We start from the raw sequence: 13,282 nt of genomic DNA on the forward strand, positions 1-13,282 counted from the left end.
GCGACGGTAGCGCCATCTTAGTCCCGACCAACAACTATCGCTATAGTGCTTCGCGGCGGCCAGTCAGGAACCAGGTATGCACTGCACCTACCCCCTTTGCCACGATGATGCCGCGTTCTTCGAACTGAAAGGATTCTCCCAATCGATTGCGAGTTGCGTCGGTAACTTGAATCCGTCCAGCCAGACTATGGGACTCCATCCGACTTGCAGTGTTGACGGCATCGCCCCATAAGTCATAAATGAACTTGCGCTTACCGATAACGCCGGCCACTACCGATCCACTATTGATGCCAATTCGCATCCGGAGGTTATAGCCGGTGCGTCGATTGAACAGTCTGAGCGCATCTATCATGTCCAGTGCCATGTCGGCAGCTCGGACAGCATGGTCAGAAACCGGTTCCGGTAGCCCAGCTGCTGCCATGTAAGCGTCCCCGATCGTCTTGATCTTCTCAAGTCCGCGGCGGTCCGCGATGGTGTCGAATTCGGTGAAGATCTCATTGAGCACTGCGACCAGGCGCTCGGCGCTCATGCCCACCGAGAAACGGGTGAATGCCACGATGTCCGCAAACAAGACCGTCACTTCAGGAAAGCTGTCGGCTATGACTTCCGGAATGCTGTTGGCTACGATTTCCGGACGTGCTTTTAGTCGTTCAGCTATTGGAGAGGGCAGCAGGTTCAAAAGCAGCCGCTCTGAAAGCTTCTGTTCGACCATGAGTCGATCGTAAAGACTCTGAAGTTCATCGCGCTGACGGCAGATTAGATCCCAGCTGGCTTGAAGCTCTTCGTTCTTTCGCGCAAGCGCTGCCTCGGTGCGCTTCTTTTCCGTGATGTTGCGCCCTTCAGGCAGCAAGAACACCACCTTGCCATCCGAATCTCTAATAGGCACTAGCGAGAAGTCGACAATGATCGTCTCCTCGCCCATCTTTTGGCCGTATACCTCAAAGTCACCGCGGACGAACTCGCCTTGGCTTGCGCGCCGGATCAGCTCTTGCAAGACGCGCTGGGTCTCCGGAGAGATGACCCACCATCTGGCCTCCCAGAATGGCATTCCGCGAATGTCATCCATTTGAATGCCGATTCCCTCGAGCGCTGCGCGATTGATCTCGAGCATCTTGCCGTCGACGTCTAGCAGGCCGACGAACTGGTACATTGCGTCCAGCATGATGCTGGCAAGCTTGGCTCGCTGGGTTTGGAAGTCGTCGTGTGCGGAAAGCGTTACATCTCGCACCCGAATTTGCGGGCTGGCCGAGAACAGCTGGCGGCTAATAAGGGCCATGCTTCACCTCTTCCGCTCCGCCGCAAATTCATACAGGAGTCAGCCTGACGGGCTGGCTTTCGACGGCAGGGCTTTTGCTATTGGAGCATATCTGCAACGGCGCGGCACGCCCTGACCGGCACGCCACGTTGCCGTTCGCACCGAGGCGAAAATCAGCGCCGTCTTCTCGCATGGCTACAGAAGCACAGCACAGGGCCGCGCGGGCCCATTCCGTCAGAAAGCGGTGACCACCTTGACCCAGAATTTGTCGCCGCCAAACCGGTTGCTGGCATACGCTTCATGCTGCCATTGGGTGGTGAAACTAGTTCCCTTGGCGTTGGTGTAGGAGACGCTGGGGCCGATAGCCAGCACCTCGCCGCGAAGGCCACGGCTCCACACCCCAGGCACTTCTGGCACCACGGCGCCATTGAACTTGTCGTCCGTGACCTGTTTCAGGTAGTACCCGCTCAAGCCGACAGTCCACGGGCCGATGTGCTTGCCCAGGGCGTAATCGACGTGCAATTCCTGTCCGGACTGGTAGCTTCCTGTCATGCCGCCGAAGTTGGAGTCCTTGTTCTTCCCCTTAATGTTGTACATGAACTTGGCAGAGATTTCCCAGCCACTCTGGTTCAGCCAGGTGAATGCCGCAACTGGCTCGAAGGCCCAGTAGTTCGCGCCGATGCTGGCCCTGGGATCATTCTGGTCGTAGCGGCCCGTGGGCGCGTAGATGTCCAGACCCGTCGTGACATGCCAGTTCGCACCATGCCAGCCGAGCACTATCGGGTCGATCGTGATGTCACCCAAGCCGGTGGCGTTGCGACGGCCGCCCATCTGGGGCAAATTCATGGACTGGTAGACGAGCGGAACGATGGCCTGCATGCCCCAGCTCGCGCCAAGTAGCGTGATGTTGGTGACCTTCACCACCCGCAACGCGTCGAACCAGGCGTCAACCTTTGCAGGATTGCCGGCGATGTTTGCGTTGTCGCCGTTGCTGTCTTTGAGCTTACCGCCGTAATAGCCGGTGTAGTTGAGGAGATAGGTGCCGGGCGGGGGCAATGCTCCCGACATCCAGCTTTCAGCTCCATTGGGATACTGGTCTGCGCCCTCCTTTGCGAGCGCCTGATTGCCGACTAGCGCAAGCGAACCGGCCAGCATGGCCGAGATTGCTCGTTTCTTCACTTCGTTCTCCTCCTTTTTTTGTGATGGGCGGGTTAGCGGAATATCAGCCGGGAATAAGAGCCAGGACGCGAAGCGGGCTGCCGGAACCGTCCTTGATCTTCAGCGGAGCGGCGATAATCAATGCACCCTGCGGCGGGAGTCGGTCGAGATTGGTCAGGCATTGCAGACCGTAGCGGTTGTTGCCATGCATGAGGTAATGGCACGGGAACGGTAACTCCCAGCCATAGGACTGGCCCGCGTCGGTGCCAATTGCTTCGACGCCAAATCCATGGACATCGCGCTCTTCAATCATCCACTGGACGACGCCCAGGTCAGGGCCAGGTGTGTGCATGCCGTCGTCACGCGCATTCAGGTACGCCTCGGGACTATTGCGCTTGGACCAGTCGGTGCGCATCAGGACCCAGGAGCGCGGAGGGATGCGGCCATGCCGTGCTTCCCAGGCTTTGACGGCGTCGACAGTGAGCAAGTAGTCCGGGTCTTCCGCGGCCTCCCTTGAGCAGTCGATGACGCAGGCCGTGGCGAAGAATTTTTCGGCAGGGATGGTGTCGGTCGTATTGTCCGGCAAGTCCTTACCAGAGATCCAATGGACTGGTGCGTCGAAGTGAGTCCCGGTATGTTCGCCGCAGGAGAAGTTATTCCAGTACCAGTTCGGTCCGCGATCGTCGTAGCGCGAGATGGTTTCTTGCCGGAAGGGCCAGGTCTGGCCCATCTCCGGAGGCAGCGAGATGGTCGGAAATTCAGAACTCAAGGTCTGCGTCAGATCCACCACGCGGATGCGGCCGGACAGCAGTTCTGCTGCAAAGTGGGCGAGGCTGTTGCTCATGGTTGTTGTCTCCTGTGTTGCTTCACTTATGAGTTTGATTTCGCCCGTTTCTTTGCGAGCGCATTTGCGACGTGGTAACCGGAGGTGCCGCCAAGACCGGGGCCTGGATGGGTCGAGGCGCCGATGTGGTGCAGATGTTTGACCGGGGTAGCGTGATCCTTGACGCCAGGGACCGGACGCCAGAACATGAACTGGTCGATGCTGCATTCGCCGGAATAGGGATCACCGCCGACGAGGTTGACGTTCATCGACTCAAGATCCGCCGGGGACAGGACCGTACGCCCGACGACGCTCGCCTTGAGATTTGGAACCTGGCGAGCAATGCGGTCGATAATCCGGTCGGCGTAGCGCTCACGGAGTTCGGCGGTCCAGCGACCATTCGCGGGAACAGCGATCTCTCCAAGCGCATCGCCTTTGACTTGACGCGGACACTCCGGAACCTGAATCCAGAGCACCCAGCCTCCGGCCGGGCTTCTGGAAGGGTCAACAGCGCAAGGCTGGGCAACGCAAATCGTGCCTTCGGCTGGAAGCAGGCCTCGCTCTGCTTCGCTGACTGCCCTGGAGACACCGTCCAGACCCGAGGTAAGGTGCAGGTAGATGACGTCGCGCAGATGTTCTTGGGGCCAGTCCGGAGGGGCGGACAGCGCCAAATGGATCTGCATGTTCCCCTTGCCGTAGCGGTACTCGGCTGCCTGCTGACGTAGGCCCGGGGGAACGTGCTTGGCGGCCAGCAGCTTTCCGTAAAGCTGGCCGGGCGTGACGTTGCAGATGATCTCCTTGCCCATGAAAACGCGGTTGTCCCGCGTCCTTACGCCGCGCGCCGAGCCGCCCTCGACCACGATGTCCTCGACGTCGGCATTGACGTGGAAAGCACCACCCCGGCTCTCGATGATTCTGTGGAAGGCGTCGACAGTACGGGCATTGCCTCCTTGGACGATAGGCAGGCCAACGGCCTCCAGCGTGAAGGCGACGACTTTTCCCATCAATGCAGACATGGCGCTTTCCGGGCCAAGGCCTGTATGCAGTACCCATGGCGCGAGCAGCGCCTGGACCAGGTCGGATTTGACCCGGGTCTCCAGCCAGCTGCGGCAACTCATCAGGGCAGGGGAAAAGAAGGCGACGGTGTCATGCACGCCTTGTTTCCACAGGCGGCCGGCCACGGTCTTTGCAACACCGGCACTCCACAGTTCGTTGCCAAGCAGCGAGAACACCAGGCCGGCGTTTTGCTCGACCTCTTGCATGGCGGCCTGAAAGGCATCACCGTCGCCGCTTGCCAGCGTATTGAATGTGCTGACATTGCGCTCACGGGACGTGCTCAGAACCAGCGAACGGTTATCCGGCAACAGTACGCCAGTGGGCGTACTGTTATTGCGGTAGCTGAGCCCTGCCTGATGAAGTTCATCCTTCAGCTCCGCGTAGCCTGGCGACGTGACAAACAGCGGATGTGCCGTGGACAACGTGTCGTGGAGATAGCCCGGTGCATTCAGGGCCTCTGTGCGAATGCATCCGCCCAGCGTGCTATTGCGTTCCAGCACGCAGACACGCTTGCCGCGTCTGGCTAGGACGGCAGCGCAGACGAGCGAATTGATACCACTGCCGACAATGACGGCGTCATACGTACTCATTGGATTATCCCGGGGGCAAGGATAGAGAGACGGGCAAATGCGTTCGGTCGCGGCGTTGGCCAGCTTCCTTTAGACGGATTGCCGTGTGCGGTACCGAAATCAGGTCGCGGCGACGTATTCGGTGCGGATCAGCTCTGACAGCTCCGTAAGAGCGTTGGCGGTACGCGCGTAGTTGCCCTTGTAGAAGAGCAGGGATTCCCGATCCGATGTGTCGAAATGCCGGACCTCGCCCAGGAAGATGATGTGATCGCCGCCGTCATACTGATGCGTATTGCGGCATTGGAATACCGCTGCGCAACCTGACAGGACCGGCGAGCCATCGATGCCATCCGTGCAGGGGACGCCCGAAAACTTGCCTTCCGCGCCGCGTGCGAAGCGGTTGGAGACATGTTCCTGGTCGGCTGCCAGGACGTGGATCACGAAACTCCCGGTCTTCTGGAATGCCTCGAGGCTGTAGGACTTCTTGGCGAGGCTCCACAGCACCAGGCGAGGCTCCAGCGATACCGAGCTGAAACTATTCACGGTCACGCCCCAGGGTTCTCCGTCGGGGGTGCGCGTTGTGACGATGGTTACGCCCGTGGCAAAGCGGCCGAGGGCATTCCGAAATTCGCGAGCGTCGGTCATGGCTGTCTCCTGTCGCCTGCTCAACCGTTGCACGGTGAGCAGGCTGCTTGCTTTCGTATGGGTGACTTTTTTTGCCTCAGGCGGCCTTGGACTGCGACTCTTCAGCGATCCAGGCCTCGGTGGCTTCCTCGTTGAACCAGTAGCTGCCATAGTCGCGCGGATCGTTGAATCCGTTCGCGATGCGCTGGGCGATGCGCGGCGCGTGCTGCGCTGTGGCCAGCAGTTTGACGATGTGGTCCGGCGGCGGGAACAGCAGGGAATTTGTCCAACGGATGACCGGCTCGGCATAGCTTTCGTAAAGGCCGTCGAAGGTCTGCTGCATCCATGCCTTATCGAAGGGCTTGTCCCCATGGCGCAGGATGGCCTCGAAATAGTGCAGGGCGCCCTTGGTGGCGTTGTTCGAGCCCTGGCCGGTGATCGGGTCGTTGACCATGACCGCGTCGCCGAGCCCCATTACAAACCGGCCGGAAGGCAGGGAAAGGGTAGGGTTGCGCACGGTCGGGGTGACACGTCCGCTCAGGATCCCATTGGCATCGGTGAGTTGTACATTGGCACAGCGCTCGCTTTCCCACGGCAGGTAGTCGCGCAGGATGCCCAGGCAGACATCCAGATGCTGGTCGGCGGACTTGACGTCTGCCCAGCGGTCCATCGGGCCGCCAGGAATGGCTTCGAAGACCATGATGTCGCAGGCTTGCGTTTCGCAACTGCCCTGGGTGGTGAGGGCCGGAAAGACAAAGTACTCGCCGATGCCGGGAATCAGATTAAAGTTGACGCACTCAAACGGACCACTGCGCTGCATGCCCGTCACGTAAGCCAGTGCCAACTGGCGTTGGGGATGACGAACAGGCGAGCGTGCATCATTGCGTGTCAGCAGATTGACGATCTCTCCCTTGCCACCGGCCAGGAGAACAAGATCATGAGATTCGGCCAAGGCTTCAAGCTGGGGAATCTCGACGTTTTCGATACGCAGAATGCCGCCACGGCTTTCGAACTCCGCCATCCAGCCTGGCATCTTTACACGTTGATCGACAGACTGGGCGTAGGCATTCAGGCGGGCGCGCCAGTGGATGGCAACTTCGCCCTTGCCGTCGTCGGTAGGGATAGTCAGGCCGATGCCGTCCACCGTGGGGCACTGCCTTTCCCATTGATTCATCCGGAAATTGCGCTCGATCTGGAGTGCCTGGTCGAAGATGCACTGGGACGACATCACTTTGCCGCCCCATACCTCGTCAGCGGTGCGGTTTGTCACTAGCGTGACCTCATAGCCTTGATCCAGCAGGCCGCACCCGAGCAATAGTCCTGCCTGACCCGCGCCAACAATCGCAATCTTGCGCGGCGTGATCTTGTCGATGGAATGGGGGATCATGTGTCTCTCCTGTGGGATTGTCTTGTGTGCAATTCACTTCGTGCCGGGCGAACCGAGGTCGCCCGGAATCACCGGCCGCTTTATGCCGTCAGCCGGTTGATGGCTGCTTGCCGGCCCTCGGGGCCGAGGGCGCCGTATCCGCCGTCACATGCATAGTCGGCGCCGGTAACAAAGGCGGAAGCATCTGACAGGAGGAAGCGAACCACTTGCGCGACTTCTTCTGGCTTGCCGAGCCGGCCGAGTGGGTGGAAATCTGCGGCGATACCGTCGGCTTTCGCCTTGTCGCCGCCGCTCAGCGCGCTGATGACGGAGGACCACGTCCAGCCCGGCGAGACGGAGTTGACTCGAATGTTGTCCGGGGCCAGATCCAATGCGGCGCTACGTGTGAATTGCTGCATCGCTGCCTTGGTAATCGGGTACAGCCAGCGCCCCGACTGCGCCACGCCCGCGGAGATCGAGGCAAAGTTGACGACCGCTCCGCCGCCGCGCTTTTTCATCTCCGGCACGCACGCCTTCAGCATCATCGCCGCGCCGACGACATTGACGTTGTAGGACTCCAGCCACTGCTCGCGTGTGGAATCGGCACCGTTATCCACGTAGGTGCAGGCGCAGTTGACGAGCAGGTCGATGCCACGGAAGGTCTCCATGGTGTCTGCGATGCAGGCAGCGATATCGGCATCGCTGGTCACGTCCACGGCCACAAAGCGGCAGCGCTCCGGATGCCGCTCGGCAACATTGCGGCCGCCTTGCTGGTCGATGTCGACGACAACGACGTTGGCGCCAGCCGAGACCAGGGCCGATACCACTGCCTCGCCAATCATCGTTGCGCCACCGGTGACAATCGCCGTCTTGCCTTCGATTCCTTGCATGTCCGTCTCCACTTGTTGTATTGGCTCGCATGTAGCCATGTGCAACGTAGTTTGGTGTAGCGGTGATGACGCTGCTATCCACAATCCGCCGGCCAATATCCAGATAACGAGCCGTCGCTGGCGGACCGGGAAAAGGAGGCGGTGGAGTCAGGAAAGGGTAGGGCGGCAGCCTTGCCGGATGGCCGGGCGTGCAGGTATCCGTTCACCCGCGAGCGCGGGCCAGCGTTGTTGTATCAACGACTGCAAGTCAGTGAAACGGGTCGATGCCGCAGGGGTATTGCGAGGTCTGGAGAGCCCGCTGATTTTTAACGCCCGGCATCGCTGACATGGCGCTCGGCTGCACCCCTGCGCAGGGTCGCCGACGGAGAAACGCCGAAGCGCTTCTTGTAGTAGGCCGCAAACCGGCCGAGATGCGTAAAGCCAAAGCGATATGCAATATCCGTGATGGAGGCCTGCTCCGCTCCGGCGGCAGCAATCAACGCTTGTCGGACGCAGTCCAGTCTGGCATCCCGCAGATAGGCTAACGGTGTCGTATTGAGATGGCGGCGAAAGCCTTCTTCCAGCGCCCGGATACTCACGCAGGCGACTTGCGCCAGGTCGGCGACGGTCAGCGGTGTGTCGGCATTCGCGCGGACATAATCTATCACCCGCTGCATATGACGTGGCCTGGCGGGCTCGGCGCTGCGCGCAAGGAGATAGGTGTGAGTGTGCGGGTGAAGCAGCAGCAGCGTCCGCAGCAGGTAGTCCTCCATTGACGCCACCGCGGCCGGGAACTGGAGCCAGTTGGTGCCGTGCTGGTCGATATTCCTGGTAAGGTCAAGTACGGACTGGCTCCATGCGTGCTGGGGCAGCGCCGGATCGAATGAAAGGGGCCCGCTGGGATCGCGCCCGGTCAGCAATGCGAAACGTTGCTCGATGGCTTCCTTCTGGATCCAGAGCAAGACTTGCGCACAATCCTCATGCCAGTGCATTCGGGTTGGGGTGTCTGGACTCAGCAGGCTGGCGGTGCGGACGTCGGAAAGTATCTCCTGCGAGCCACACTTGATTTCGGCATGGCCCGCAACCGGGATCTGGGCGAGATAGAAGTGCTCTAGGCAGCCAGGGTCGATCTCTACATGGGCGCCATAGGCAAGGAAGTTGAGTGCGGTCTCATGCAGTCGTACCAGGTTGTGCTGAACATGCAATTGCTGCAGTGCACCGACCACTCGCAGTTCATGCGGGCAAAATACCGAAGCGATCTTGCCCTGGGCCTCCTTCACATCCTCGGAGCGGAATGAGGGGTAGTTCGCCAGCATGCCTTGCGGCGCGCAGTTGTGGTCACGCGCCGGAGAAGACGGTATGTCGGCGGGTGACTGGGGGGCGGTCTGCATCGTCTCACTCCTGCAGCATTGCAGCGTGCCTGGCTCGCCTGCGAAGCGAGGGAAGCCGCGCAATCAGTTACTTTATACCTAAACTTCCTGCGCACGCCAAGAAGGAGGCCGGGCTGCCCTGTTGGCCGACCGCCAGGGAATCTCTGCGCGATCGTCGCCACGCTCTCTTCTTGTCCATATAGTTTAGGCATAAAAATATGATTATGGAAATATTCACTTCGAGCCGATGCGGGTAATCCCGTCGGCGCCTCGAAGGGAGGCGCTGGGGGCAGATGCCGCTGGCGGACCTGATGCGGGACATCCTGCGCGAGGACGGGGATATCGGGCGGTATTTCCCGCTGCTGGAGAACCAGGAATAGGACAGGTGCTGGTTTGCTTGCGAAGGAGGGAATGCGCTGTCGGTCTCCGGAGTTCACGGCCCATACTTAGATATGTGATATACAATATATTAAGTATGCATAACGCCTCCTGCCGCCATGCTCGATCCCTCGCTGTTCGGTCGCCTGTCATTCACCCACGCGGATCCCGTCGACGGCCCGCTGCCACCCGGGCGCAGCCCGCTGGGCGTGGCCGCGGAGCGCGATGCCGTGCTGTTCGTTCCGGACGGCCTGCCGGACAGCGGGCCGGTGCCGCTGCTGGTGATGTTCCACGGCGCGGGCGGGTTTCCGGAAAAGGTGCTGCCGCATATCGAGCCGCATGCGCAGCGCCACAAGTTCCTGGTGCTGGCGCCGCATTCGCTCTACCCGACCTGGGACATCGTGATCGGCGGCAACGGCCCCGATCTGGAGCGGCTGCGCCAGGCGCTGACCGCGGTGACGTTGCGCTACCGGGTCGACCCGGGCCGGCTTGCCTTTGCCGGCTTCTCGGACGGGGCCAGTTACGCGCTGTCGATCGGCATCACCAACGGCGACATTGCCAGCCATGTGATTGCGTTCTCCGGCGGCTTCATGTCGGTGTTCATGCAGGAGGGCGCGCCCAGGGTGTTTGTCGCGCACGGGCTGGCTGACGAGCAACTGCCGGTTGCCACCAGTGGCCGCGCCCATGCGGCCAGGCTGAAGGCCGCGGGCTACGACGTGCAGTACGTCGAGTTCGATGGACTGCATGTCATCCATCCGCCCGTGGTCGAGCGCGCGATCGACTTCTTCCTGCAGTGAAACCCCGGCCGCTGGCCGGCGCGGCCACGCCATTCAACGGGAGTGCGGTACATGGATTTCGAGATTCCGGAGGCGCTGATCCATCCCCTGCTGGCGATGATCGAAACCGGGTCGCCGCTGGCGCGGCAGCTGCAGGAACACGGCGTCTGCCACGGCAATATGCTGGTGTCGAGCAAGCTGTTCGATGCGCAGTCGCTGAGCTCGCTCTACACGCTGAGCAAGACGCAGAACGAGCGCGCGCTGATGTTCCAGATGCTGGCGCTGGACAATGTCTACAACGCGCCGCAGGCGCGCGTGATTCCGGGGCTGGACCAGCTGGTGGCGGGGCTGGTCGCCTACCTGTCGCGCGATGCCATCGATGGCTGGCTGTACCAGCGCAGCCGCGACGGCGTGCTGCTGCCGTGGCTGGTGCGCCGGATGCGCTATGTGTCGCCCGAGCAGGGCATGCCCTATGTGGTGGTGGACATGCTGGCCAACACCATGCAGTCGGCCAACTCCACGCTGACCGACCACCACCTGCGCCGCTCCGGCATGACCACGTCGATGGTGATCACCCGCGACGACATCGCCAACCGCACCATCCCGGAGTTGCTGGCCGAGTTCGGTTTCTACAAGGAGTGCGCGGAATTCCGGCACGAATACGAGCAGCATGCGCAGCGCTTCGTGCGCTACCAGCGCCGCTTCGGCGCGCAGTTTGTCGCCACCCGCGCGGCGTTCTCGCTCGATGCCAAGGGACCCGCCGAGCTGACGCCGATTGCCGACACCGCGGGCGCGCGCTGCGTGAATGATGAAGAACGGCTGGAGCGCCGCTTCGAGATGACCTGCGACCCGGCGTTCTGGCGCGATGCCGGGGTCATGGAGGGCTTTGAGCGCGTGCCGCTGCATGGCTACGTGCACCTGTTCCACCTGGAATGGCATCGCAATATCTGGGTGCATGTGCAGCACCTGACCGAGTATCGCTACCAGCCGGCCCTGCGCGACAAGCTGGTCCTGCCCGCGCATCACCGCGACCTGATCGATATCCTGACCTCGCACATGGACATGCTGGTGCCGGACTTCGTGCCCGGCAAGTCCGGCGGCACCACCATCCTGTGCCAGGGCGCGCCAGGCCTGGGCAAGACGCTGACCGCGGAGATCTACGCCGAGGTGGTGGGCAAGCCGCTCTACCGCGTGCACTCCGGGCAGCTGGGCACCACGGCCGCGTCGGTCGGTGCCACGCTGATGACGATCCTGCGCCGCGCCATGCGCTGGAACGCAATCCTGCTGCTGGACGAGGCCGACGTCTATATCCGCTGCCGCGACAACGACCTGGAGCACAACGCCATCGTCGCGGAATTCCTGCGCACGCTGGAGTACTTCAACGGCCTGCTGTTCATGACCACCAACCGCATCGGCGACGTCGACGATGCCATCCTGTCGCGCTGCATCGCCACCATCCATTACGAAACGCCGTGCAAGCAAGACGCCATGCGCCTGTGGCGCCTGCAGGCCGCGCAGTTCGGCGCGGAACTGGGCGACGGGCTGATCGATGCGCTGACCGCCGCCTACCCCAAGGCGAGCGGACGCGACATCAAGGAGCTGCTGAAGCTGGCGACCCGCTACGGCAAGGCCAAGGGGATCCCGCTGTCGGAAGACGTGTTCCGGCTGTGCGGGCAGTTCCGCGGGATAGGGTAAGGCGCCGGTGCGCGGGTATCATGGGCCATCTGTCCAGGCAACCGCGCCCCGATCCCTGATGAGCCTCGACCCCGCCGAACTCCAGGCCATACGCCCCTACCTGCTGCGCTTTGCCCGCCTGCAGCTGCGCGACGAGGCGGTGGCCGAGGATGCCGTCTCGGAAACGCTGCTGGCGGCGCTGGAACACCCTGAGCGCTTCGCCGGCCAGTCAACGCTGCGCACCTACCTGGTTGGCATCCTCAAACACAAGATCATCGACACCCTGCGCAGCGGCAAGCGTGAGGTCAGGCTGGCGCTGGTCACCGATGCCGAAGGCCAGCCGCAATCCGACGACGATGCCATCGACGCGCTGTTCACGCGCAACGGCCACTACCAGGACCCGCCGTCCGACTGGGGCAACCCGGAACGCGCCTTTGAGCGCCGCGAGTTTTTCGAGATCCTGCAGCTTTGCGTGGACCGCCTGCCGGAGCGCACCGGCCGGATCTTCATGATGCGCGAGTGGCTGGAGCTGGACACCGAAGAAATCTGTCAGCATTTGCAGATCAGCGCGACCAATGCCTGGGCGATGCTGTACCGCGCCCGCATGCGCCTGCGCGAATGCCTGGAACTGCACTGGTTCGGCCAGCACGGCCGGCCCGGCAAGGCCGGTTGAGCCCGGCGCCAGCCCATGCAACGGATAAGCCACTGAGCAACATGCCAGATTCCCGCCCCTCCCGCCGCCTGCTGCCGAACTGTGAAGAGGTGCACCACCTCACCATGAAGGGCCTGGACCGACCGCTGTCATGGGGCGAGCGGCTGCGCATGCGAGCCCACCTGGCGATCTGCGACGCCTGCACCAGCTTCAGCGCCCAGATGCGGACCCTGCGCGAGGCCATGCACAGGCTGGGGCGCGACGAATGACAAAAGGCCAGCGGATGCGCTGGCCTTCTTGCTGGCTGGGTGCCGGTATCGCTCAGGCGCGAGCGCCTTCTCCGTAGGGGTCGAAGCTGCCAGCGCGGCTGCCTTCGGTAAAGGTGTCGAAGCTGCGCGACGGCGATGCCGACACGCCGCTGCGCTCCAGCCCGGCCACCGTGCGGGCGCCGTCGACAAACGGATCGGCCTTGCCGGCGCGGGCGCCGTCCGTGAACACATCGTGGCTGCGGAACTCATAACCATACTTGTCGCCGGGCACGGTGCTGCGGAAGCTGTAGCCGTACTTGTCGCCGGGCAGTTGCTCGGCGGCGGTGGCGGCTTGCGCGGCGCCCAGGGCAGCCAGCGACAGGAGCAGGGCGGTAGCGAGGCGGGTGGTCTTGGTCATGATGGTTCTCCTTAAGCTCGTTGAATTTGTCAGAAGGCTTTGCGTT

The 13,282-nt window shown here is 62.1% G+C and carries 13 protein-coding genes; 4 read left to right on the plus strand and 9 right to left on the minus strand.

Annotated features, from left to right (window positions below; genetic code table 11):
- Positions 1-40 precede the first annotated feature (40 nt).
- The 8 genes from AC07UK_RS09610 to AC07UK_RS09645 all read right to left on the minus strand — a co-directional run bounded on the left by AC07UK_RS09610 (position 41) and on the right by AC07UK_RS09645 (position 9,111).
- Positions 41-1,276: an adenylate/guanylate cyclase domain-containing protein gene (locus AC07UK_RS09610; RefSeq protein WP_494687772.1), complete on the minus strand. Its 1,236-nt coding sequence runs from the start codon at positions 1,274-1,276 to the stop codon at positions 41-43.
- Between the two features lie 213 nt (positions 1,277-1,489).
- Positions 1,490-2,434 (minus strand): SphA family protein, encoded by a 945-nt coding sequence (locus AC07UK_RS09615; protein ID WP_494687773.1) that lies wholly within the window; start codon positions 2,432-2,434, stop codon positions 1,490-1,492.
- Between the two features lie 43 nt (positions 2,435-2,477).
- Positions 2,478-3,257 carry a cyclase family protein gene (locus AC07UK_RS09620; protein WP_494687774.1) on the minus strand — a complete coding sequence of 260 codons (780 nt, stop codon included), beginning with the start codon at positions 3,255-3,257 and terminating at the stop codon, positions 2,478-2,480.
- A 26-nt stretch (positions 3,258-3,283) separates the two neighbouring features.
- A complete protein-coding gene (locus AC07UK_RS09625; protein WP_494687775.1) occupies positions 3,284-4,882 on the minus strand; it encodes a phytoene desaturase family protein in 1,599 nt (532 codons plus the stop codon).
- Between the two features lie 99 nt (positions 4,883-4,981).
- Positions 4,982-5,506 carry a flavin reductase family protein gene (locus AC07UK_RS09630; protein ID WP_013953987.1) on the minus strand — a complete coding sequence of 175 codons (525 nt, stop codon included), beginning with the start codon at positions 5,504-5,506 and terminating at the stop codon, positions 4,982-4,984.
- Between the two features lie 76 nt (positions 5,507-5,582).
- Positions 5,583-6,872 (minus strand): styrene monooxygenase/indole monooxygenase family protein, encoded by a 1,290-nt coding sequence (locus AC07UK_RS09635; protein ID WP_436224631.1) that lies wholly within the window; start codon positions 6,870-6,872, stop codon positions 5,583-5,585.
- Positions 6,873-6,952: 80 nt separating this feature from the next.
- A complete protein-coding gene (locus AC07UK_RS09640; protein ID WP_436225354.1) occupies positions 6,953-7,741 on the minus strand; it encodes an SDR family oxidoreductase in 789 nt (262 codons plus the stop codon).
- A 305-nt stretch (positions 7,742-8,046) separates the two neighbouring features.
- On the minus strand, positions 8,047-9,111 hold the full coding sequence (locus tag AC07UK_RS09645; RefSeq protein WP_494687776.1) for an AraC family transcriptional regulator: 1,065 nt from the start codon (positions 9,109-9,111) through the stop codon (positions 8,047-8,049).
- Between the two features lie 476 nt (positions 9,112-9,587).
- Between AC07UK_RS09645 and AC07UK_RS09650 the strand changes: the two genes are divergently transcribed.
- From AC07UK_RS09650 to AC07UK_RS09665, 4 genes are read left to right on the plus strand one after another with little or no spacing between them, the layout of a single operon-like run.
- Complete coding sequence (locus AC07UK_RS09650) at positions 9,588-10,265, plus strand: alpha/beta hydrolase (protein WP_494687777.1); 678 nt, start codon at positions 9,588-9,590, stop codon at positions 10,263-10,265.
- Between the two features lie 51 nt (positions 10,266-10,316).
- Positions 10,317-11,939, plus strand: a complete 1,623-nt coding sequence (locus AC07UK_RS09655) for an AAA family ATPase (RefSeq protein ID WP_494687778.1) — start codon at positions 10,317-10,319, stop codon at positions 11,937-11,939.
- 58 nt (positions 11,940-11,997) lie between these two features.
- Entirely contained in the window at positions 11,998-12,591 is a 594-nt protein-coding gene (locus AC07UK_RS09660; protein ID WP_494687779.1) for a sigma-70 family RNA polymerase sigma factor, read from the plus strand.
- A 41-nt stretch (positions 12,592-12,632) separates the two neighbouring features.
- Positions 12,633-12,839, plus strand: a complete 207-nt coding sequence (locus tag AC07UK_RS09665; RefSeq protein WP_013953980.1) for a zf-HC2 domain-containing protein — start codon at positions 12,633-12,635, stop codon at positions 12,837-12,839.
- A gap of 52 nt (positions 12,840-12,891) precedes the next feature.
- Here AC07UK_RS09665 and AC07UK_RS09670 read toward each other — a convergent pair whose 3' ends face one another.
- Entirely contained in the window at positions 12,892-13,236 is a 345-nt protein-coding gene (locus AC07UK_RS09670; RefSeq protein ID WP_114134296.1) for a hypothetical protein, read from the minus strand.
- Positions 13,237-13,282: the final 46 nt, after the last annotated feature.

Source organism: Cupriavidus sp. GW821-FHT07C08, assembly GCF_059419025.1.